The sequence below is a fragment of the Streptomyces sp. NRRL B-24085 genome (genome assembly GCF_001282115.1).
GTDB lineage: Bacteria > Actinomycetota > Actinomycetes > Streptomycetales > Streptomycetaceae > Streptomyces.
In genome coordinates, this window is sequence record NZ_LJBR01000471.1 from 1 (window position 1) to 21,440 (window position 21,440).

General features: G+C 71.7%; 22 protein-coding genes and 1 pseudogene. 5 read left to right on the forward strand and 18 right to left on the reverse strand.

From position 1 onward, the window contains the following. On the forward strand, positions 1 to 606 hold a 606-nt coding region (locus AOJ26_RS36895; protein WP_199828908.1), incomplete at its 5' end, for a TerD family protein. Between the two features lie 77 nt (positions 607 to 683). Here AOJ26_RS36895 and AOJ26_RS36900 read toward each other — a convergent pair. The 5 genes from AOJ26_RS36900 to AOJ26_RS36920 all read right to left on the reverse strand — a co-directional run bounded on the left by AOJ26_RS36900 (position 684) and on the right by AOJ26_RS36920 (position 7,611). Beyond that, the gene (locus AOJ26_RS36900) at positions 684 to 1,700 is read right to left on the reverse strand and encodes a 1-aminocyclopropane-1-carboxylate deaminase (protein ID WP_053852719.1); all 1,017 of its coding nucleotides are present in this window, start codon (positions 1,698 to 1,700) and stop codon (positions 684 to 686) included. 28 nt (positions 1,701 to 1,728) lie between these two features. Beyond that, positions 1,729 to 2,376 carry a GntR family transcriptional regulator gene (locus AOJ26_RS36905; protein ID WP_053852720.1) on the reverse strand — a complete coding sequence of 216 codons (648 nt, stop codon included), beginning with the start codon at positions 2,374 to 2,376 and terminating at the stop codon, positions 1,729 to 1,731. A 92-nt stretch (positions 2,377 to 2,468) separates the two neighbouring features. Further along, positions 2,469 to 4,049, reverse strand: a complete 1,581-nt coding sequence (locus tag AOJ26_RS36910; protein WP_053852721.1) for a TROVE domain-containing protein — start codon at positions 4,047 to 4,049, stop codon at positions 2,469 to 2,471. A gap of 453 nt (positions 4,050 to 4,502) precedes the next feature. Further along, the gene (locus AOJ26_RS36915) at positions 4,503 to 5,948 is read right to left on the reverse strand and encodes an alkaline phosphatase PhoX (RefSeq protein ID WP_053852722.1); all 1,446 of its coding nucleotides are present in this window, start codon (positions 5,946 to 5,948) and stop codon (positions 4,503 to 4,505) included. Positions 5,949 to 6,177: 229 nt separating this feature from the next. After that, the gene (locus AOJ26_RS36920) at positions 6,178 to 7,611 is read right to left on the reverse strand and encodes a hypothetical protein (protein WP_053852723.1); all 1,434 of its coding nucleotides are present in this window, start codon (positions 7,609 to 7,611) and stop codon (positions 6,178 to 6,180) included. A 277-nt stretch (positions 7,612 to 7,888) separates the two neighbouring features. On the opposite strand from AOJ26_RS36920, the gene AOJ26_RS36925 reads away from it, so the two are divergent. Further along, complete coding sequence (locus tag AOJ26_RS36925; protein ID WP_053852724.1) at positions 7,889 to 9,712, forward strand: endonuclease/exonuclease/phosphatase family protein; 1,824 nt, start codon at positions 7,889 to 7,891, stop codon at positions 9,710 to 9,712. A gap of 10 nt (positions 9,713 to 9,722) precedes the next feature. On the opposite strand, the gene AOJ26_RS36930 is transcribed toward AOJ26_RS36925, so the two are convergent. The 3 genes from AOJ26_RS36930 to AOJ26_RS36940 all read right to left on the reverse strand — a co-directional run bounded on the left by AOJ26_RS36930 (position 9,723) and on the right by AOJ26_RS36940 (position 11,819). Continuing rightward, complete coding sequence (locus AOJ26_RS36930) at positions 9,723 to 10,457, reverse strand: SRPBCC family protein (RefSeq protein ID WP_053852725.1); 735 nt, start codon at positions 10,455 to 10,457, stop codon at positions 9,723 to 9,725. A 3-nt stretch (positions 10,458 to 10,460) separates the two neighbouring features. Further along, positions 10,461 to 11,057 carry an ArsR/SmtB family transcription factor gene (locus AOJ26_RS36935; RefSeq protein WP_053852726.1) on the reverse strand — a complete coding sequence of 199 codons (597 nt, stop codon included), beginning with the start codon at positions 11,055 to 11,057 and terminating at the stop codon, positions 10,461 to 10,463. A gap of 63 nt (positions 11,058 to 11,120) precedes the next feature. Continuing rightward, entirely contained in the window at positions 11,121 to 11,819 is a 699-nt protein-coding gene (locus AOJ26_RS36940) for an antibiotic biosynthesis monooxygenase (RefSeq protein WP_053852727.1), read from the reverse strand. A 115-nt stretch (positions 11,820 to 11,934) separates the two neighbouring features. Here AOJ26_RS36940 and AOJ26_RS36945 point away from each other — a divergent pair, with 115 nt between their 5' ends. Continuing rightward, positions 11,935 to 12,915 (forward strand): YihY/virulence factor BrkB family protein, encoded by a 981-nt coding sequence (locus AOJ26_RS36945; RefSeq protein WP_053852728.1) that lies wholly within the window; start codon positions 11,935 to 11,937, stop codon positions 12,913 to 12,915. A 170-nt stretch (positions 12,916 to 13,085) separates the two neighbouring features. Here AOJ26_RS36945 and AOJ26_RS36950 read toward each other — a convergent pair whose 3' ends face one another. The 4 genes from AOJ26_RS36950 to AOJ26_RS44995 are packed head-to-tail and all read right to left on the reverse strand — an operon-like array spanning position 13,086 to position 14,878. Then, complete coding sequence (locus AOJ26_RS36950; protein ID WP_053852729.1) at positions 13,086 to 13,589, reverse strand: DUF3618 domain-containing protein; 504 nt, start codon at positions 13,587 to 13,589, stop codon at positions 13,086 to 13,088. Next, a complete protein-coding gene (locus AOJ26_RS36955; RefSeq protein WP_053852730.1) occupies positions 13,586 to 14,005 on the reverse strand; it encodes a phage holin family protein in 420 nt (139 codons plus the stop codon). Before AOJ26_RS36955 ends, AOJ26_RS36950 begins: the two co-directional genes overlap by 4 nt. Before the next feature lie 52 nt (positions 14,006 to 14,057). After that, complete coding sequence (locus tag AOJ26_RS36960) at positions 14,058 to 14,753, reverse strand: hypothetical protein (protein ID WP_053852731.1); 696 nt, start codon at positions 14,751 to 14,753, stop codon at positions 14,058 to 14,060. Then, a complete protein-coding gene (locus tag AOJ26_RS44995; protein WP_256122893.1) occupies positions 14,750 to 14,878 on the reverse strand; it encodes a hypothetical protein in 129 nt (42 codons plus the stop codon). Before AOJ26_RS44995 ends, AOJ26_RS36960 begins: the two co-directional genes overlap by 4 nt. Positions 14,879 to 15,030: 152 nt before the next feature. On the opposite strand from AOJ26_RS44995, the gene dapA reads away from it, so the two are divergent. Further along, entirely contained in the window at positions 15,031 to 15,924 is an 894-nt protein-coding gene (dapA, locus tag AOJ26_RS36965) for a 4-hydroxy-tetrahydrodipicolinate synthase (protein WP_179200251.1), read from the forward strand. An 8-nt stretch (positions 15,925 to 15,932) separates the two neighbouring features. Here the strand turns inward: dapA and AOJ26_RS36970 are convergent, their stop codons facing one another. The 6 genes from AOJ26_RS36970 to AOJ26_RS36995 all read right to left on the reverse strand — a co-directional run bounded on the left by AOJ26_RS36970 (position 15,933) and on the right by AOJ26_RS36995 (position 20,622). Further along, positions 15,933 to 17,168 (reverse strand): hypothetical protein, encoded by a 1,236-nt coding sequence (locus AOJ26_RS36970; protein WP_053852733.1) that lies wholly within the window; start codon positions 17,166 to 17,168, stop codon positions 15,933 to 15,935. Beyond that, on the reverse strand, positions 17,165 to 17,734 hold the full coding sequence (locus AOJ26_RS36975) for a SigE family RNA polymerase sigma factor (RefSeq protein ID WP_053852734.1): 570 nt from the start codon (positions 17,732 to 17,734) through the stop codon (positions 17,165 to 17,167). The genes AOJ26_RS36970 and AOJ26_RS36975 overlap by 4 nt, the downstream gene beginning before the upstream one ends. Positions 17,735 to 17,878: 144 nt before the next feature. Further along, positions 17,879 to 18,094 (reverse strand): hypothetical protein, encoded by a 216-nt coding sequence (locus tag AOJ26_RS36980; RefSeq protein WP_053852735.1) that lies wholly within the window; start codon positions 18,092 to 18,094, stop codon positions 17,879 to 17,881. Between the two features lie 114 nt (positions 18,095 to 18,208). Then, positions 18,209 to 19,198 (reverse strand): 2,3,4,5-tetrahydropyridine-2,6-dicarboxylate N-succinyltransferase, encoded by a 990-nt coding sequence (gene dapD, locus AOJ26_RS36985; RefSeq protein WP_053852736.1) that lies wholly within the window; start codon positions 19,196 to 19,198, stop codon positions 18,209 to 18,211. 558 nt (positions 19,199 to 19,756) lie between these two features. Then, entirely contained in the window at positions 19,757 to 20,302 is a 546-nt protein-coding gene (locus AOJ26_RS36990; RefSeq protein ID WP_053852737.1) for a TetR/AcrR family transcriptional regulator, read from the reverse strand. After that, positions 20,302 to 20,622, reverse strand: coding sequence for a DMT family transporter (locus AOJ26_RS36995; protein ID WP_053852738.1), 321 nt, complete (start codon positions 20,620 to 20,622; stop codon positions 20,302 to 20,304). Before AOJ26_RS36995 ends, AOJ26_RS36990 begins: the two co-directional genes overlap by 1 nt. A 509-nt stretch (positions 20,623 to 21,131) precedes the next feature. Between AOJ26_RS36995 and AOJ26_RS42470 the strand changes: the two are divergent. Then, positions 21,132 to 21,440, forward strand: a pseudogene (locus tag AOJ26_RS42470) (alpha-L-arabinofuranosidase); the annotation flags it as partial.

Below are 21,440 nucleotides of genomic sequence, written 5' to 3' on the forward strand. Positions count from 1 at the left end.
CGCCCGACCTCGACCGCTCCCGGCGCCGGGAAGATCAACCTCGACAAGGGCCGGGTCAGCCTCCAGAAGAACCAGACCGTCTCCCTGGTCAAGGGCGGACGGCCGCTGCTCTCCCAGGTCAAGATGGGCCTCGGCTGGGAGCCGGCGTACCGCGGCAAGGACATCGACCTCGACGCCTCCGTCATCGCCTACGGCCCGCAGCGCAACCACATCGACAGCTGCTACTTCGGCAAGCTGTCCATCGTCGGCGGCGCGATCAAGCACTCCGGCGACAACCTCACGGGCGAGGGCGGCGGTGACGACGAGGTGATCGTCGTGGACCTCGGCCGGCTCCCGCAGGAGGTCACCGGTCTGGTCTTCACGGTCAACTCCTTCTCCGGGCAGAAGTTCACGGAGGTCGCCAAGGCGTACTGCCGCCTCATCGACGCCGGAAGCGGGGAGGAGCTGGTCCGCTTCGACCTCACCAACGCGGAGGCGCAGACCGGCGTGATGATGGCCAAGCTGATCAAGCAGTTCTCCGGCGAGTGGGAGATGACGGCGATCGGCGACTTCGTGAAGTCCCGCACAGTGCGGGGCATGGTGAAGCCGGCGGCCCAGGCGCTGTAGCCGGTGGGCGAGCAGGGGCCGAGGGGGAGCTGTTCGCACAGCTCCCCGCGCCCCTGGGCGGTCGCCGCCCGCCCCGGCTAGAACAACGCGCTGTAGCCGTTGAGCGCCGGCTGCCCGCCGAGGTGGGCGTAGAGCACCGTCGAGTCCGCGCCGATCTCCCCGCGCCGGACCAGGTCGATCATCCCGGCCATGGACTTGCCCTCGTACACCGGGTCGGTGACCATCCCCTCGGTGCGGGCGGCGAGGCGCATCGCCTCCAGCGTGGTCTCGTCGGGGATGCCGTAGACGCCCGCGTGGTACCGCTCGTCCAGCTCCACGTCCTCCTCGGTCAGCTCCTTCCGCACGCCGATGAGCTGCCCGGTGCGGTGGGCGATCCGCGCGATCTGCGCCCGGGTGGTGACGGGCTCGGCCGAGGCGTCGATGCCGAGGACGCGCCGGGGCCGACCGCCCGCCTCCTCCAGCGCCCGGAACCCGGCGACCATGCCGGCCTGGGTGGACCCGGTCACCGAGCAGACCACGACCGTGTCGAAGAAGACGCCCAGATCCCGCTCCTGGTCGGCGACTTCGTACGCCCACGCGGCGAAGCCGAGACCGCCGAGCGGGTGGTCGGAGGCGCCGGCCGGGATGGCGTACGGCTTGCCGCCCGCCTCCTCGACGTCCCGGAGGGCCTGCTCCCAGCTCTCCTTGAACCCGATCCCGAACCCGGCCTTCACCAGGCGTACGTCGGCCCCGGCGAGCCGGCTGATCAGGATGTTGCCGACCTTGTCGTACACGGCGTCCGGCCAGTCCACCCAGCTCTCCTGCACCAGCACGCACTTGAGCCCTGCCCGGGCGGCGCAGGCCGCGACCTGGCGGGTGTGGTTGGACTGGACGCCGCCGATCGAGACGAGGGTGTCGCAGCCCTGCGCGAGGGCGTCCGCGACCAGGTACTCCAGCTTGCGGGTCTTGTTGCCGCCGTACGCGATCGGGGAGTTGCAGTCCTCGCGCTTGGCCCACAGCGCGGCCCCGCCGAGGTGCGCGGTCAGACGTTCCAGGCGGTGGACGGGGGACGGCCCGAACAGGAGCGGGTAACGGTCGTAGGACGAAAGGGGCATGGGGTCCTCCCGGTGGATCGCTGGGGGCTCAGTCGCTGTCGGCGAGTTCGGCCAGTCCCCGCCAGATCTCCGCGGTGACCCGGACCGCCCCGTCCACGTCACCGGCCGCGCAGGCCGCGATCAGCCGGTCGTGCAGGCCGGCCGAACGGCAGGTGCCGCCCTCGCCGAAGCGCCGGCGTTCGAGGCGGCGGATGAGAGGGGTGTAGCGGGCGGCGGTGGCGGCGGCCGCGCGGTTGCCGCTGACCCGGACCAGGACGTCGTGCAGGTCGTCGTCGGCGCGCAGGGCCTCGTCGACGTCCCCGGCGGTGACGGCGGCCGCGAAGCGTGCGTTGGCCGCGCGCATGGTCTCGATGTCGGCGGCGAACAGCCGTGGCACGGCGACCCGTGTGACCAGTTCGTGCATGGCCCCGACCACGGCGGCGGCGTCCCGCACCTCGGCGGCGACGACCTGGGTGACCCGGGTGTAGCTCTGCGGCTTGCTCTCCAGCAGCCCCTCGTCGACCAGCCGCGCGAACGCCTCCCGCACGGGCGCCCGGGACAGTCCGAGCCGCTCGGCGAGATCGGCGTCCCGCACGACCGCCCCGGGCTCGATCTCCCCGGCCACGATGGCGTCCCGGATGGAGGCGTAGGCCTGGTCCCGGAGGAGGGTGCGGGTGAGCGGTCGTATGGCCTTCACAACTGAAATGTTAGATGTCACCAGCTGGCCCGGCAAGGGTCCGGGCACGGGTGTGGCCCGCACCCCCGTGAGGTGCGGGCCACGCTCGGTGCTCAGGCCGCCCAGGGCCAGTCGGCGTCCCGGGCCGCCTCGAGCAGCGGGACCATCCGGAAGGCCGCGTCCGAGAGGCCTCCGAAGGTGTGGCGGTTGCCGGTGCCGGAGGGGCCGTGGCCCGCCCGGTGGCCGGCGAGGTTCCAGGTGTAGACCGGCACGTCGGCCGGGACCTGCTCGGTCGGGCCGCCGCGGCGGTGGTACGTGTACTGCTCGTCGGTGACGATCAGCACCCGGTCCTGGCCCCGGTAGTGCGCGCGGACCGCCGACGTGGTGTCGGTGCCGCCCAGGTCGCCGAAGCGGCCGAGGATCTTCAGCACCGACTCGCCCCTGCCGAACGACAGACGCCGGTTCGTGGTGCCGAACTCGACGAGATCCGCGTCCTCCGCCCGCAGCGCGAGCGCCGTACCGAAGATCGCCGCCGCGTCGGCCCGGTTGAGCCGCGACCGGTCGGACAGCCGCGCCCACATGGAGCCCGAGCGGTCGACGAGCACCAGGGTGCGGCCGGGCAGCGCGGGCACGTTGGCCAGCGAGTGGCCGAGCGCCCGCTCCAGCGGGTACGCCCAGCGCAGCGAGGGCGCGTGCTGGTACGCGGCGAGGTACCGGAAGGGGAACTGCCGCGACCGTACGACCTCCGCCGGGTCGCTGATCCTCGCCGCCACCTGCGCGGCGACCTCGTCCGACACCCCCGCCTCGTCGAAGTTCCGGAGGTTCCTGACGAGTGCCATCGCGCCCATGGACGGGATCACGGCCTCCCAGGCCGCCTTGTCCATCGGGCCCTGGAGCCAGCCCGCCAGCGCCTCCCACGTGATCCCGGCCGCGGCCAGTCGCTCGGCCCCGCCCTCGGACGTGACGACGGCACGCCGCTGTGCCGCCGGCAGTGCCATCAGCTCGCGGTGCGCGGTCAGGATCCGGTTCGAGGCGGGCGGCACGGCCGTGTCCGGGTGGTGCCGGCGGTCGAGGGCGTACTGGAACAGCTCGCCCTGCCACGGCTTGTCCGGGTCCGGGGTCGCATGCACCAGGTTGAGGATGTCGCCGAAGCGGTAGCCCTTGGACGCGGTGTCGTACTTCAGCAGCGACTTGCCGCTGTAGAGCCGCCGTACGGCGTCGGCGATCCCGCGCTTGACGGGCTTCGGGACGTTGCGGCCGTACCGGGCCGTCCAGTACCCGAGGAACTCGCCCGGCTCGTCGGGACGCCGCAGCACGGAAGCCACGACCTGTCGGTTCGGGGGACCGTCGGTCACCCCTGCGTCGAGGCGCGCCTTCACGTACTCGGCGGCGCCCACGAGCGAGGCGGTGCGCAGGTTTCCCTCGCCGCGCAGCCAGCCGAGCAGCCCGGCGGTCCAGGCGGAGTCGGTGACGGCGAGCTGCCGTACGAGTGCGGCGAACCGGTCGTCGCGGTCCGCGCCGGACTCGTAGAAGGTCTGCTGGGAGACGAAGTTCGAGACCGCGAGCAGAAAGAGCTCGGAGCGCACGTCCCGCTCGTGGCCGAGGCCGCCCTCATAGGTCCGCAGAATGCGTCCCGTCGAGGTGACCCGGGACGTGGGACGGGCTCGTGCGGCCTTCTTGTTGAATCGCGCCATGGTGAATTCCCCCGAATTCGTTGCTGTTTCGGAGGGAGGCGCGGCAAAAGGAGGGTGCCCGAGGTCGAAGTCGGCTGCGGTGCTTATAACTGGCGCGTCTGCCGTTCCGCCACACCGACCTTGCGTCGATGACGGGATTCGAACCCGCACGAGGGTTTTCCCTCATCAGTTCCCGAAGTATCCGCTGCCTGCGCACCGGGCACCCACCATGAGCCGCGCCTCCCGAGATCATGTCTTCTCGCACCGGGAGGTGCATGAAGTTGTGGTGTCCAGAGTTCAGATCGGCGGAACCGACAATTGGTGCTCTAACCCCTGAGCTACACCGGCACGTTGTACCGGTGGCGGGACTCGAACCCGCGGCCGCCCCATTATGAGTGGAAGTAGGTCCTGCCTTCGCACCTGGACGTTCATCACTCTAGGAGGCGCGCCGCGGGCCCGGCGAGCGAATTAAAATCAACCGCGCTTCTGGCGCTTCCAGGGGCCCGTGATCGCCAGCATGATTCCCGGGGTCTGGATGTTGGCGTACAGGGTCTTTCCGTCGGGCGAGAAGGTGACGCCGGTGAACTCGCTGTACTCCGGCTCCTCCTCGGTGCCGATGTTGAGTTCGTTGCGGGCGATCGGGTAGGTGCGGCCGCTCTCGGTGGCGCCGAACAGGTGCTGGACGCCCTCGCCGTCCTCGGCGATGACGAGGCCGCCGTACGGGGAGACGGTGATGTTGTCGGGGCCGTCGAAGGCGCCGTCCGCGGACGGGTCCGGGTTCACTCCGAGGAGGACCTTGAGTGTGAGGGTGCGGCGCTTGGGGTCGTAGAACCAGACCTGGCCGTCGTGCTGGACGGGGCTCTCCTCACGGGCGTACGAGGAGACGATGTACGCGCCGCCGTCGCCCCACCACATGCCCTCCAGCTTGCGGGCGCGGGTGACCTGGCCGTCGGTGAACTGCTTGCGGACGGAGACCGACTTGGCGTCGCGGTCGGGCACGTCGACCCAGTCGACGCCGTACACCGTGCCGGTCTTCGTGGCGCGGGAGAGGTCGTCGACGAACTTGCCGCCGGAGTCGAAGCACTTGAAGGCCTGGAGGACCCCCGCGTTGTCGGCGAGGGTGCGCAGCTTGCCGCGGCCGTGGTGGAAGCCCGTCGGCGGGGTCCAGCGGTAGAGCAGGCCGTTGGGGCCGGAGGCGTCCTCGGTCAGGTAGGCGTGGCCGCGCCTGGGGTCGATGACGACCGCCTCGTGGGCGTACCGGCCGAACGCCTTGACGGGCTTGGGGTCGCGGTTGGCGCGCCGGTCCTCGGGGTCGACCTCGAAGATGTAGCCGTGGTCCTTGGTCATGCCGTTCTGGCCGGCCTTGTCCTCGGTCTCCTCGCCGGTGAGCCAGGTCCCCCAAGGGGTGGTGCCGCCCGCGCAGTTGGTGGAGGTGCCGGCGATGCCGACCCACTCGGCGACGTGCCCGTGGCGGACCTCGACGACCGTGCAGCCACCGGAGGCGGCGGGGTCGTAGACGAGGCCCTCGGTGAGCGGCACCGGGTGGGGCCAGTTGGCACGCGGGCCCTTGAGCTCGTGGTTGTTGACCAGGAGGGTCGCACCGCGGGGGCCGCAGAAGGTGGCCGTGCCGTCGTGGTTGGAGGGGGTGAATTCGCCCGACTCCAGCCTGGTCTTCCCGCTGTAGGTGATGACCTCGTAGCTGAACCCGGCGGGCAGCGCGAGGATGCCGTCGGGGTCGGGGATCAGGGGCCCGTAGCCGACTCCGTGGCGGGCGCCCGCGGTCTGCGCGCCCTCGCTCTCGACGTCGGTGGCGGCGAGCGCGTTGGGTGCGGTGGCGAGGGCGCCGACCGTGCCCGCCAGCGCGACACCGGCTCCGGTGAGCGCGGTCTTCGCGGCAAAGTCCCTGCGGGTGAGCGACATGGTGTCTCCTGAGACGGTGGGTGAACGCCGTGGAGGGTGGCGGACCTCGAATCGGCGCAACCGTCTCGCCCATGTCTGAACACGGGTTGAACTGCGAGAGGACTCTGTGGAGCAGCTTTGATGAATCAACGCGGGTTGACGGGAGTGCTTTCAGGGGCGCGGGGCGGTGTCGATGTGCGGCTCCGCCGCGCGCGACCAGCCACAATCCGCCCGCACCCGCGACGCGACCTCAGCCCCCCTGCTGTGAGCGCGCCTTGAACGCGGCCTTCCGGGCCTCCTTGGCCACCTTCTTGTCGGGATGCAACCGCCCCATCGCCTCCAGCACGTCGGCCGTGGCGGGATGGTCGACCTTCCAGGCCGCCGCGAAGAAGCCGCCGTGCTGCTGGGCCAGCCCTTCCACCAGCCCCTGGAGCTCCTCGGAGTTCCCCTCGGCGGCCAGTTGCGCGGCGATCGTGTCGACGGTCAGCCAGAACACCATGTCCTCGGAGGGCGCGGGCACGTCCCCGAACCCCCGCTCGACCAGCCAGACCCGGGCGAGCCCGCCCAGCTCGGGGTCGTCGAGGACCTCCCGCAGCGCGGGTTCGGCGACCGGGCCGACCAGCGACAGGGCCTGCTGGCAGCGCAGCCTGCGCAGCGGGGCCCCCGCGTCGCTGCCCCGGGCCGCCGCCAGCAGTTCCCGCGCGGCGGCCAGCGGTTCACGCCGGTCCAGCCACTGCTCGGTCTCGGCCTGGGCGGCCGAGGGCGGGAACGCGGCGGTCCCGTCGAGCAGCGCGTCCGCGCCCTTGTCGGCGAGGTCGCCGACGGCCGGTGCGGCGATTCCCGCCTCCAGCAGCCGGGACCGCAGCCCGTACAGGCCGAGCGGGGTGAGCCGCACCATGCCGTACCGGGAGACGTCGGTCTCGTCGACGGCCGCGGCGGGCTCCTCGTCGGCGTCGGCCATCAGCGCCTCGTCGACGGGCTGGTACTCGACGATCCCGACGGGCTCCAGGAAACGGAACTGGTCGTCCAGCCGCATCATCGCGTCGGACACCTGCTCCAGGACGTCGTTGGTGGGCTCGCCCATGTCGCTCGGCACGATCATCGACGCCGCGAGGGCGGGCAGCGGCACGGGCCCGTCGCCGGGGCCGTCCTCGCTGACCGTGAGCAGGTAGAGGTTGCCGAGCACCCCGTCGAGGAACTCCTGCTCGGCCTCGGGGTCCCAGTCCAGGGAGGCGAAGTCGATCTGCCCGCCCCCGTCCTCTGCGGACATGGCGTCGACCAGGTCGTCCAGATCCGGCACGCTCGCGTCGGCCAGCGCCGTCTCCAGCGCCGTCAGCCACACGCCGAGCACGTCGTGCGGGGAGCCGGACAGCAGGGCCAGGTCCTCGCCCGGGGCGACCGTGCCCTCCTCCTCGTCGACGATCTCGACCAGCCCGGTGTCGACGGCGACCCGCCAGGCCTCGCTCGCGTGGGCCGCGGCCTCGTCGCCGGTGAGGCCGAGGTGTGCGGCGGCCGAGGGCAGCAGCTCCTCGACGAGTCCGCCCCCGGCGTCGACCCGTGTGTCCTCGCCGGCCCAGCGGGCGAGCCGGGCGGCCCGGGCGAGCAGCGGCGTGGACAGGGCGTCCCGCGCCAGCTCCGCTTCGGGGTGCAGCCGCACCGGCGGCAGGGGGGAGCTGTCTGACATCGGCTGGTTCTCCTAGGACGCGTCGTGCCACTCAGCCGCTCAGCGTAGACGGATATCCACCCATGCCGCCCGGTTCATCTCCCCGACAGGGTCCGTACATGGCTGAAACCTTGACAAGTGGCCTGACCAGGCAGGAGATTGACGCGCGTAGAAATCCCGGCGGACACCTGTTCACTGTAATTTCTACGCGCGTCGCCACCGCCCCACAGGTCGCGGCTCCCACCGTTCCACGTTCACCCTCGTCCCGGCGCCTACGTTCGTCCCCGGAGGGATCCCGTTGCCGAGCAAGAAGTCCGCGCGTCTCGCCGCGCTCACCGTCGCCGCCCTGTCGGCGGCCTCCACCGTCGTCCTGGTCTCGCCCGCGCACGCGGCCGCCGTGAGCATCCACGACATCCAGGGCACGACCCGGATATCCCCGTACGCCGGTCAGAAGGTCGCCGATGTGGCCGGAATCGTCACCGGCGTGCGCACCTACGGCTCGTCCAAGGGGTTCTGGATCCAGGACCCGAACCCGGACGCCGACCCGGCCACCAGCGAGGGCGTCTTCGTCTTCACCAGCTCCGCCCCGAAGGTCGCCGTCGGTGACGCCGTCACCGTCACCGGCACGGTCTCGGAGTACGTCCCGGGCGGCACGTCGAGCGGCAACCAGTCGGTGACCGAGCTCACCAAGCCGACCGTCACCGTCCTCTCCGGCGGCAACGCGGTTCCGGCCGCCACGGTGATCGACGCGAAGTCGGTGCCGGCCGCGTACGTCCCGGCCGGCGACCCCGCCGCGGGCAACTCGATCAACGGCCTGACGCTGGAGCCGAAGAAGTACGCCCTGGACTACTACGAGTCCCTGGAGGGCATGAACGTCGAGGTCGCCGACACCCGCGTGGTCGGCGCGACGGACCCGTACACCGAGCTGTGGGTGACGGTGAAGCCGCGCGAGAACGCCACCCGCCGCGGTGGCACGCTCTACGGCTCCTACGACGCGCAGAACACCGGCCGGCTCCAGATCCAGTCGCTCGGCCCGACCTCAGCCTTCCCGGTCGCGAACGTCGGTGACGTGCTCACCGGCTCCACAGCGGGCCCGCTGGACTACAACCAGTTCGGCGGCTACACGCTCGTCGCCAACGAGATCGGCACGCTGAAGAGCGCCGGTCTCACGCGCGAGACCACGCAGAAGCAGAAGAACGGCGAGCTCGCGGTCGCGACGTACAACGTCGAGAACCTCGACCCGTCCGACGCCACCTTCGAGGAGCACGCCTCCGCGATCGTGAACAACCTGAAGTCGCCCGACATCGTGTCCCTGGAGGAGATCCAGGACAACAACGGCGCCAAGGACGACGGCACGACCGCCGCCGACGTGACGGTGAGCAAGCTGATCGACGCGATCGTCGCGGCGGGCGGCCCGCGGTACGACTGGCGCTCGATCGACCCGGCGAACGACACCGACGGCGGCGAGCCGGGCGGCAACATCCGCCAGGTGTTCCTCTTCAACCCGGAGCGGGTCTCCTTCACCGACCGCGCGGGCGGCGATGCCACCACGGCGGCCGGGGTCACCAGGGTCCACGGCAAGGCGCAGCTCACGGTCTCCCCGGGGCGCATCGCCCCCACGGACGAGGCATGGAAGTCCAGCCGCAAGCCGCTGGCCGGGGAGTTCGTCTTCCGCGGCCGCACGGTCTTCGTGATCGCCAACCACTTCAACTCCAAGGGCGGCGACTACGGTCTGACCTCGGCGGTCCAGCCGGTGCCGCGCAGCTCGGAGGTCCAGCGCCACCGCCAGGCGACCCTGGTCAACGCCTTCGTCAAGGACATCCTCGACACCCAGAAGAACGCGGACGTCATCGCCCTCGGCGACATCAACGACTTCGAGTTCTCCGACACGGCGAAGATCCTGGAGGGTGACGGCGAGCTGTGGTCGGCGATCAAGTCGCTGCCCAGGAGCGAGCGTTACACCTACGACTACCAGGGCAACCAGCAGGTCCTGGACCAGATCCTGGTGAGTCCGTCGATCCGGCGCGGCTGCGACTTCGAGTACGACAGCGTGCACATCAACGCGGAGTTCAACGACCAGATCAGCGACCACGACCCGCAGGTGCTGCGCTTCAAGCCGTGACCGGCGGGGGTCAGGCCTGGTCGAACACGCCGTTCAGCCAGGCCTGCCACTCGTTCTCGCACTCCTTGATGTCGGAGTCGGGGGCGAAGTCGTGCAGGGAGATGCCGACCGGGTGGCCCCAGTGGTTGCGCCCGAAGACGCGGGTCATGCCCCGGTCGGTGCGCAGCCCGATGAAGTAGGGGTTGCGGAAGTCGACCACGGCCTCGAAGGTGTCGGGGCCGTGGACCGTCACGCGGGTGCCCGCGGCCACGTCCTCGCCGACACCGAGCGCCCGTCCCACTGTGGCGAGGGCGTCCGGCGCCTTGGACGCCTCGGGTCCGTCGAAGGTCGCGAAGGCGGCCGGGCGGGGCGCGAAGTGGGTCAGGTACTCGCGCAAGGTGTGCAGGTAGAAGTCGGTGTGCTTGGCGGCGCCGTCGTACTGGTTATCCCAGTCGTCGACGAAGATCCCGCTGTGGACGTAGCGCACCCAGGCCCGCCGGCCCTCGTCCCGGGGTTCCACGGTGTAGTCGAGCTGGTTGAGGGTCTGCTGGGAGATGCCGTCGACGTTCTCGACGCGGTTGGTGTAGCGGTGCGGCGGGTCCCAGGCGACGACCTCGGACCCGAAGGGGCCGGTGCCGCCGACGCGGGGCTCGGGCGGCTCCATCGGCCACAGGTAGCCGCCGGTTCCGGTGGTGATCGCCTCCCACACCTGCTCCGGGGTGGCGTCGACCTCGAACTCGCGGGCGATCTCGAACTCCTTGGACATGATCTACTCCAACTCGGTCTTCTTGAGCGTGGGATGGACGGCAACCACGATCCGGTGATCCCTGCCGCCCTCGGCGTCCGGGGCGTCGTACCTGCGGATCAGCTCGGTGACGCCCGCCGTCAACTCCTGGATGAAGGCGGCTCGTTCAGCGGCGGAGGCGAAACGCACCTCGCCGTCCAGCGCGTACGTCGCGAGCCTCTTGCGCTCCTTGGCGGCGCCGGTGATCAGCTGACCCACGTCCCGCACCAGCCGGGCCCCGAGCGCCAGCAGCCAGCGCGCGGAGAGCTGGTCGCGGAAGCGGTCGGGGTCGGGCTGCACGGAGGCGAGGGCGAGCGGCGAGATCACGTACGAGGCCGCGGTCGCCCGCATCAGGCGTTCGGTGACGTTTCCCTTGCGGCGCTCACCCGCGAGCTCGACCAGGCCGTGCCGCTCCAGCGCCTTGAGGTGGTAGTTCACCTTCTGGCGGGGCAGTCCGACCTGACCGGCCAGCATGGCGGCCGACGCGGGGCCGGCCGCCAGCTCGGCCAGCAGCCGCGCTCTTGTGGGGTCCAGCGAGACGGCTGCGGCCTCGGGGTCCTCGATCACGGTGACGTCCAGCATGGGTCCACCGTCTCACCGAAAACTTTTTTTGTCCAGGCGATCGAAGTTTTCGGTGGGCGGCTGTCACGGAAGCAGGCCGAGGACGTGGTCGTACCGGCTGACCACGCTGCTCTTCAGTCCCGGCCAGGTCTGCACGCGCTCCCAGCGGTCCGTGGCCGAGCCGATGCCGTTCCCCGGGGCGGCCAGCGCTTCGAGGTGGGCCTGGGCGCTCTCCCACTCGGCGTAGTTGAGGACGCGGGTGCCGTCGGTGCTGAGGTGGAAGTGCGCGCCGATACCGCCGGGGTGCGGGTTCGGTTCGTGCTCCAGCGCGTCGAGGACGGCGTCCACCCAGGCCCGCTGCCGGTCGGGGTCGGGACCGTCGAACTCGATGTCGACGACGACGATGCAGCCCGGAACCCGCCGGTCCCCCTCCCGGACGGCGCTGCGGTGGTGCCGGTAGCGGCCGAGCCCGAGCCGTTCGATGTGGGGCACGGCGGTGTCGATCTCGTCGACGCGCTCCAGCCGCTGCGTCCGCGCGAAGGCCTCGTACGCCTGCTCGTCGGTCCACTGCGAGTAGTGCAGCAGACTCGCGGTGTCGTGTCCGGTGTAGACGTGGTAGGCGAGCAGTCCGTCGGCGGGCCACGGCCGGCGTTCCCAGGCGGCGGCGACGGCCTCGACGGTCTGCCGCTGGCGCAGCGGGTTGCCCACCCGCCAGGTGCTGAACAGGGACGCTCCCACTCCGGGCCGGGCGGGGTCGGGATGGACGTCGGTACGGCGGGTCATGCGCGTGGCCTCCTCGGTTCGCTGGTCGACGTGTTCGCCGGCCAGCCTCCGACCTCAACCAGGATTGAGGTCAAGTCGGCGGTTGGGGCGGTGGTTTCGGGAGACCCGCCAGGGCATGGACGAGCAGGCGGACGACCGGCCGCGACGCCCCGCCAAGTTGCCCGCGCGAGCCTGGCGTGCGGTGCTGGGACGTACGGCGAAGGAATTGCTGGACGACGAACTGGCCGACCGCGCGGCGGCGTTGACGTACTACGGCGTCCTGTCGCTGTTCCCCGCCCTGCTGGTGATGGTATCCCTGCTGGGTGTGGTGGGGCAGCGCGCCACGGACAAGATCCTGGACAACATCGGGGACCTCGCGCCGGGTCCGGCCCGGGACATCCTGCGGGACGCGGTCGTCCAGCTCGGCGACAGCGGCGGCACCGGCAGCGTCCTCGCGGTCCTCGGCCTGTTCGCCGCGCTGTGGTCCGCCTCCGGGTACGTCGCCGCGTTCATCCGTGCCTCCAACGCGGTGTACGACCTTCCCGAGGGGCGCCCGGTGTGGAAGCTGACACCGCTGCGCCTGGCGCTGACCGTGACGCTGATGCTGATGCTGGCGGCGAGCGCGCTGATCGTGGTGTTCACCGGTCCGCTGGCCGAACGGGCGGGCCGTGCGGTGGGGTTCGGGGACGCGGCCATCGCGATCTGGGGCGTGACCAAGTGGCCGGTGCTGCTGCTCCTGGTCGTCGTGATGATCGGGCTGCTGTACTGGGCCGCCCCCAACGTCCGCGGCCGCGGCTTCCGTTGGATCTCCCCCGGCAGTGTCATCGCCACCCTGGTCTGGCTCGCCGCCTCCGCGGGCTTCGCCGTCTACGCCGCCAACTTCGGCTCCTACAACCGGACGTACGGTGCCCTCGCCGGTGCCATCGTCTTCCTGGTGTGGCTCTGGCTGACGAACCTGGCGATCCTGCTGGGCCTGGAGTTCGACGCGGAGCTGGCCCGGGAGCGGGCGATCGCCTCCGGTGCGGCCGAACCGACGGAGGAGCCGTACGTGGAGCCCCGGGACACCCGGAAGTGGCCGCCGCGGCTGCGGGCGGCCCGGGGGAAGGGACGCGCCTGACGGCGGCCCACGCAAGGGCGGGCGGCACACGCAAGGACCGGGCGGCGCACGCAGGAGCGGACGGCGCACGCAAGAGCGGCCAGCACACCCAGGAGCGGACGGCGCACACAAAAGCGGGCGGCACCCGTGCTTCCGGGTGCCGCCCGCGTCCGGCCTGCGAGGTGGCGCGGCTACTTCTTCGGGTACCGCCACGACACGACGACGATCGCGGCCAGGGCCGCGCCCACGATCAGCACCGGCCGCGGATGCCGTACCGCCGCCATGACCAGGGGCCGGGCCGGCTGGGGCACGCTGTGCTGCGCCCTGCGTTCCAGCGCGGCACCCGTCCGAGAGGCCTTGCCCTGGGTGAGCCGGCCCGCCCGCTGCGTCCGGTCCTGGACCTTGTGGCCGGCCTGGGTGGCCCGGTCCTGGACCAGGTGTCCGGCCTGCGTGGCCTTGTCGTGCACGGTGTGCCCGGCCTGCGCCGCGCTGCTGCGAAGCTGCACGGTCATCGCGCCGGCCTTGTCCCTGAGATCTGCCGCGCGAGCCCGCGCACGGCCCTTGACGTCCATCTTCCCTGCCAACTCCTCAACGGTGTCACCGAGTTCACTACGGGTCCGCTCGATCTGCCGCCGCAGTTCATCGGGTCCCTTGGCCCCCGTCGCGTGGGGCTCGCCGCTTGTCCTGTCCGTCATCGGTGCGCCCTTTCCCTGATCTCCTCGACGTCCGCCTTGACGCTGCCGAGGGCCTCCTCGGGCGTCGGGGGCGCGGCACGGCGGAGCTGGGCGCGGCCGGTGGCGGCGAGCACCCCCGCGATCACGAACAGCACAGCCGTCACGATCAGCGCCGCGGCCCACACCGACAGCACCAGCGCGAGCGCGGCGATGCCGGTTCCGGCCAGGGCGAGCAGTCCCGCGTAGGCGAAGGCGCCGGCGGCTCCCAGCAGCCCGCCGCCCTTCCCCGCCCGCCGGCCCTTCTCGGCCAGTTCTTCCTTCGCGAGGGCGACTTCCTGCCGCACCAGCCGCGAGACCTGCTCGGTGGCCTGTCCGACGAGTTCGCCCACCGAGTGATGTCCGTCGTGCGCCGGCCTGGGGGCCGTGGTTCCGGTCACGGTGTTCCGCCTCCTCTCGGTCGGAACACCCGGGTACCCGGCCCGGCCCCCGCTACCCCATCGGCGGACCGTCGTCCGGGCCGTGCTGCCCGAGCCGGGCCAACTGGCTCTGGAACCAGTCGAGCCGGACCTGCAACAGGGCTGCCTCGGCGGCGAGTTCGGGCACCCCGAGCTCCATGGGCAGACCGGCGTCACCGGCTGCGGGGACGGCGGCCGGCCGTGCCACCACCCGCAGCCCCTCCCCCGCCAGCCGGGCGAATCCGGCGAGCGAGACGGCCGTACGTCCGCGCAGGCAGCTCGCGCAGGAGGGGGCCAGGGCCCGCCAGCCGGGCCTGCCCCAGCCGGCGTCGGCGAGCGCCGCCGCTACCGTGCCGCAGGCGCAGGGTCCGACGGTCGCGGTCCGCACCCGCTGGCGGGCGTAGCGGAAGCCGCGCTCGAAGCGGAGGTAGCGGCCGAGGACCAGGACGTCGAGGAGGACGGCTGTGCGGTGCTCGGCCGTGCACAGCAGTGCCTCGGCCGCCGCGCGGTCGTGCACGCAGTGGAAGCCGCAGTCGCAGCGGCGGTTCGGTGCCCGGTGCCGCAGGCCGTAGACGCAGGACGCGTCGGCCAGGACGCCATACGGCAGCGCGCCGCCGAGCGACACACCGGTGAACCCGGCCCGGGTGCCGTCCTGGGACAGCACCGGGTGGGCGATCTTGTATCCGGTCGGCGGCTCCGCGGGGCGTTCCTCCGGAAGCCGCAGCCTCATCGGGCCGCCGGAACCTCTTCGGGGGCCTTCAGTTCCTTGATCTCCTCGGGGAGTTCGAGCTCTTCCTCGTGGATCTCCGGCCGCTCTTCCGCGACTCCGGTGGCGAGTGCCTTGCCGAGCTTCATGACGCCTCCAGGACCAGGGGTCGTGCACCGTCCTGACCATGGTGACCCATGCGGGCCCGATTTGGACATACCGCCTCTTCGCAGCATCCCTTAGCAATATCCCGTAGGAGAATTAAGTGGAGCTTCACGGTTGGCAGGTCGAGACTACGGCTATGACCCATGCCGCCCCACCCTTCGGCCGCGCCCTCTGCGCCATGATCACGCCCTTCGACGAGACCGGTGCCCTCGACCTCGACGGTGCGCAGACGCTCGCCGACCACCTGGTGACGGAGGGCTGCGACGGGCTCGTCCTGTCCGGCACCACGGGTGAGTCGCCGACCACGACGGACGCGGAGAAGTCCGCGCTGGTGAAGGCGGTGCGGGAGGCGGTGGGCGGACGGGCCTCGGTGGTGACCGGGGTGGGCACCGCCGACACCCGGCACACGGTGGAGCTGGCCCGCGCCGCCGAAGGGGCGGGCGCGGACGGGGTGCTGGTGGTCAGCCCCTACTACAGCAGGCCGCCGCAGGACGCGCTGGAGGCGCACTTCCGGGAGATCGCCGACGCCTGCGCACTGCCCGTCATGCTCTACGACATCCCGGGCCGCACCGGCATCCGCATCGAACCGGAGACCATGATCCGGCTCGCCGAGCACCCCCGGATCGTCGCGGTCAAGGACTGTTCCTACGACCTCCTCGGCATCCAGAAGGTCCTGCACCGCACGGAACTCGCGTACTACGCGGGCTGCGACGAGCAGATCCTCGCGCTGTACGCGGTGGGCGCGGCGGGGTACGTCAGCACGGTGGCCAACGTGGTCCCGGACCGGCTCCGGGCGATCATCGACCTGTTCGAGGCGGGCGACACCCCCGTGTCCGCCCGCCTCCAGCAGAGGGCCGTGCCGCTGATCGAGGCGATGATGGCGGCGGGCCTGCCCGGCACGGTCACCGCCAAGGCCCTGCTCACCGCGCTGGGCCGGCCCGCGGGCCCGGTCCGCGCCCCGCTGCGGCCCGCCGGCCGGGAGGCGGCCGACGGGCTGCTGGCGGAGTACGAACGGTTCGTGGCCGCCTGATCACCTGATCAGGGCTGGGCGAAGAGCGGCTCCCAGCGTCCGGCGTCGCCGTCGTTGCCCTCGCGGAAGCCGCTGAGCGGGACTTCCTTGTCACTGCCGAGGGTGACGAGCACGAGCCGGCTGTGGAACTCGTTCTTGTCGTTCTCCCCGATGTCCCAGGCGATGAGCTGCTTGTTGCCCACCCAGGCGAGCAGTTGCTGGCCGCGCACCTCGGTGTGCGCACCGGTCCTGGCGTCGAGGATGAACGAGGACGTCTTCCACTTCTGACCCGCGAAGGCTCCGGCCACGAGCCTGCCGTCCGGGGACTTGCCCGCGTCGACGTACCACTCCAGGTGCTTCTCGTCCGCGGGAGTGGGGATCTTGGCGCCCTTCAGGTCCCAGAACTCCTTGCCGATGTCCTGCATGGGGTTCCCGGCCCAGACGTACCGGCCGTCGTCGGTGAGGGCGAAGTCCTGGCGGCTGTTGACGAAGCTGCGGCCCACGGGGTTGTAGGAGTCGGCCCCGATCCTGACCTCGGTCCAGGCGCCGTTCCCGGAGGCCACGTCGAAGAGGTAGAACCCGTTGCGGCTCGACGTCGAGGGTTGGTCCCAGCCGCCGTCGGAGCCGTTCTCCTTGACCCGTAGGTCGGGGTTGCTGGAGTAGGTCGTCGCGACCAGCTTGCGGCCGTCGCGGGAGAAGGCGAGCCCACCGACCCTGTGGTCGGCCTCGATCCACCGCTCGACCTTGCCGGTGGTGAGATCGAGCAGACCGATCCGGGAGGAGGGCAGATCCCGTTCCAGGACAGCGGCTGTCCTGCCGCCGCGGGCGACCGCCACCCAGGACCAGTCCCCGGCCTTCTCGTACGTGCCGGTGCGCGGGTTCAGCAGGTGGTAAGTGCGCTGGTAGACGGCGGTGTTCGCGGTCTTCTTCACCGTCTCGGGGACGAAGTAGCCGGCGAGGGTGGTGCCGCCTGCGGAGATCTCCTCGCGGGGCGGCGACTGGTCGGGGTGGGCCTTCGTCTTCTTCTCCACCACGATCCCACCGCCGCCGCCCGAGGGCCGTACGTCGTCCTTGCCGGAGTCCAGCAGCGGTACCGCCACCCCTACGGCGACCACGGCGACCGTGGCCGCGGCGGCGAGCGCGATCCTGCGGCTGCGGCGGCGGCGCCGGACGGCGAGCACCCGGTCGGCGAATCCGGCCGCGGCCGGGGGCTGTTCGGCGGCCTGCTCGTGCAGCGCGTCGCGCACGATGTCGTCGACGTTCACGGACGCACCTCCACGGGCGAGTAGTCACGGGACGCGGACCGCTCGGCGTCGGCGGGCCCGAGGGCGGCCAGTTCGGGTGCGAGCGAGCGCAGCCGGGCCAGCGAACGGTGGGTGGTGGACCGCACGGTGCCGACCGAACAGCCGAGCAGCCGGGCCACGTCGGCCTCGGGCAGGTCCTCGAAGTAGCGCAGCACCAGGACGGTGCGCTGCCGTGCGGTGAGCCGGAACAGGGCCTGGCGCATCACGAGGCGCAGTTCGGTGGCGGCGGCGGTGTCGGCGCCGGGCTCGCCGGTGCCCGGCGGTTCGGGCGGCTCGGCGACGCTGACCTCCCGGCGGGGCCACTTCAGCCGCCAGCGGCTGACCTGCTGGCGGTAGAGGACCTGCCGTACATAGGCCTCCGGCTCGTCGATCTTCTGCCAGCGTCCGGCCGCCTTCACCAGGGCGTTCTGCAACAGGTCCTCACCGGCGTGCCGGTCTCCCCCGCACAGGAGGACGGCGGTCCTCAGCAGGGCGGACGACCTGCTGTCCACGAAGTCCCGGAAACTCTCCAGCCCTTCGGCATTCATCGTCACCTTCTCTTCCCCGGCGACGCCTGTGCGCCGCCCCTCCGACCCTTGTGACGCGGGCGGGCGGCCGCCGCTATGCCACTCCGTGAAAAGAAGTCGCCGCGAAGGACATGTGTCCTTCGCGGCGACTTCCTCTCGCGCGGGTCAGTTCCAGGAGTACCCGTCGCCGATCAGCAGCAGGTGCTCCAGGACGTCCTCCATCGGGTCGTCCACCTGGCCGATGTTGACCAGGCCGACCCGGGGGCCGTTGTGGGAGGCGGTGTTGGTCTCGTCGGCGTGTGCGCTGCCCGCGGGCAGCAGACACGTCACGGCCAGCACCGCCAGTCCGCCCGTCACGGCCCTCGTCCGTACGTTCCTCATCGCTCGGCCCCTCGTTCGTCGTCCCGGCATCTGATCGGACTCTGCGTCCACCCGTTCATCTGCCGAATCGCCCCCGAGGTCACGCCGAGCAACCCGTACGTGATCTTCGGGGGCTCAGTTGTGGCTGTGCAGGACGTCGTTGAGGCCGCCCCAGACCGCGTTGTTCGGGCGGGCCTCGACCGTGCCGGTGACCGAGTTGCGGCGGAAGAGGATGTTCGAGGCGCCGCTCAGCTCGCGGGCCTTGACGATCTGGCCGTCGGGCATGGTGACCCGGGTGCCGGCAGTGACGTAGAGGCCGGCCTCGACGACGCACTCGTCGCCGAGCGCGATGCCGACGCCCGCCTCGGCGCCGATCAGGCAGCGCTCGCCGATGGTGATGCGGACGTTGCCGCCGCCGGAGAGCGTGCCCATGGTGGAGGCGCCGCCGCCGATGTCCGAACCGTCGCCGATCACGACACCGGCGGAGATCCGGCCCTCGACCATGGAGGTGCCGAGCGTGCCCGCGTTGAAGTTGACGAAGCCCTCGTGCATCACGGTGGTGCCCGCGGCGAGGTGCGCGCCGAGGCGGACCCGGTCGGCGTCGGCGATGCGGACGCCCTTGGGGGCCACGTAGTCCGTCATGCGCGGGAACTTGTCGACGCTGGTCACGGCGAGGTGCAGGCCTTCGGCGCGGGCGTTGAGGCGCACCTTCTCGATGTCGTCGACGGCGACCGGGCCGAGCGAGGTCCAGGCGACGTTGGGCAGGAGACCGAAGATGCCGTCCAGGCTCAGGCCGTGCGGCCGGACCAGGCGGTGCGAGAGCAGGTGCAGCCGCAGGTAGGCGTCGTGCGTGTCGAGCGGCTTGTCGTCGAGGGAGGCGATGACCGTGCGGACCGCGATCACCTCGACGCCGCGGCGGGCGTCCGGGCCGGTCGCCTTGGCGGCGCCGTCGCCGAGCAGTTCCACGGCCCGGTCGGCGGAGAGCCGCTCGGTGCCGGCCGGGCCGGGTTCGGCGGAGAGCTCGGGAGCGGGGAACCAGGTGTCGAGAACGGTTCCGTCGGCGGCGACGGTGGCGAGGCCTGCGGCGATGGCGCCGGTGGTGCGCGGGGCAGTCGTGTCGGTCATGAGGGAAACCTAACCGGCACAGGCCACGGGACGCGAACCCGTGCGCGGGACGTCTCAGGTGATGGGCTGCCGCAGCGCGGGGCGTGAAACGCGAACCCGAGGGAGGGACGTCTCAGGTAGCGGGCTACCCCGGCACAGGCCGCGGGACGCGAACCCGAGCACGGGACGACTCGGGTGATGGCAGCCCCGGCGCGAGGCGTGAAACGTGAACCCGTGCGCGGGGCGTCTCGGGTGGTGGGCTGCCGCAGCGCGGGACGTGGAACGCGAACCCGAGGGAGGGACGTCCCGGGTCGCGGACTGCCCCGGCACAGGCCGCGGGACGCGAACCCGAGCACGGGACGACTCGGGTGATGGCAGCCCCGGCGCGAGGCGTGAAACGCGAACCCGAGGGAGGGACGTCCCGGGTCGCGGACTGCCCCAGCGCAGGCCGCGGGACGCGAACCCGTGCGCGGGACGTCTCAGGTAGCGGGCTGCCCCGGCACCGGGCGTGTGCGCACCCCGGCCGGCCGTCGCCGCCCGCCCCGGGCCGGCCGGGGGCGAGCCGGCTCGCCGCCCGTCCTACGCCTCCCGCGGGCTCACCCGCGCCAGCATCTCCCGCGCGTAGTCCTCGTCGTACAGCGCCCCCGTCAGCAGGACCTGGAGACAGATGCCGTCCATCAGCGCGACCAGCGCCCGTGCCGTGACCCGGTCCGTACGGCGGCTGAGGCCCTCGGCGAGCTCGTCCGCCCATTCGGCGGCGACCGGGCGCAGGGCCGGGCGGCGCAGCGCGGCGAGGTAGAGCTCGTACTCCAGCTCGACGCCGGTGCGGTCGCCGCCTAGCCAGTCGCCGAGGACGCGGGCGAGGCCGGCGGCCAGGTCACCGCCCGGGTCGTCCAGGACGCCGTGCGCGGCGACCGCCTTGGCGAAGCCCTCGCTGGCCTGGCGCAGCGCGGCGACCATCAGCTCGTCGAGGCTCTTGAAGTGGTACGTCGTTGACCCGAGCGGTACGTCGGCCTCGGCGGCGGCGCTGCGGTGGCTGAGCCCCGCGAGCCCCTTCGCCCCCACGACCCGGATGGCCGCGTCGATGATCCGCTGCCGGCGCTCGGGGTCGTGCCTGCGGGCCATCAGTGCGCCCCGCCCAGGTTCAGCACCACGACACCCACGATGATCAGCGCGATCCCCGCGGCCTTGGTGACCGTCATGGTCTCCCCGAGGAAGACCATGCCGATGGTGGCGATGGCCGCGGTGCCCACCCCGGCCCAGATCGCGTAGGCGGTGCCGACCGACACCGTCCTCAGCGTCTGGGCGAGCAGCGCGAAGGAGAGGACGTACCCGAGCACGGTCAGCAGCGAGGGCCCGAGCCGGCTGAAGCCCTCGGTGTACTTCATGGCCGTGGTCGCTCCGACCTCGGCGGCGATGGCTCCGGCGAGCAGCAGGTATCCCATGTGTACGAGCGTACATAACGGCGCGTCCGGGCGGTCGAGAACGCACCGCCCGGAGTGCACGGCTCGACGCAGAGCGGTGACCCCGCGGCAGCGGCGGAGTCGGACGGCACGCCCCCTGCGATCACGCAGCCGCCACCCAACTACCGTTCACCCAGCACGATGTGGCACAGCCGCACTCGGCTGGACGTCGGCCGCAGCCGCCGACTGCCCGCCATCCCCCGGCCACGGCATCTGTATTCAGGCCGAGTTGACGAAACCGACTCTCCTCGCACCCGCTGATCCAGGACAAGGCGGTGCAGAGGTGACGACCCGCTCCACGGCCGGCGCCGGAAGAGACGGAGACGGCATCCCACCGCGCCGGAATTGTGGAAACCAGCCGCTTCAAAGGGCTGCTCACAACCCCCGGTAACCACTACTGTTCCCTCCGGAACCACTCGTGGTTCACCTTTCACATACCGCGCCACCACAGCAGCGGCACGTCGCCTCGCGCCGCGCCGGAGGAACAGCGCATGCCCGAAGACAAGTCCCGGCCGCCTCAGGACCGCCCCTGGGAGAACGGCTGGACGTTGGACACCTCCCGCACACCAGGCACCCGACGGCTCTATCTCGCCGGGGCGCTGGCGGTGGCCACGATCGTCGCCTGTGTGGCGGTGATAGCCGCGACGGACCACCGGGCCGACGAGCCGTCGAGGACCGCGCGGGCCGAGGGGTCCGGCCTGATCTCGTTCTCCTCGCAGCCCGCGACGACCGTCGCCCCGCGCGGCGACAGCGGCCTCTCGTCGGTGTCCCCCACCCCCGGCAGCCCCCGGCAGCAGGGC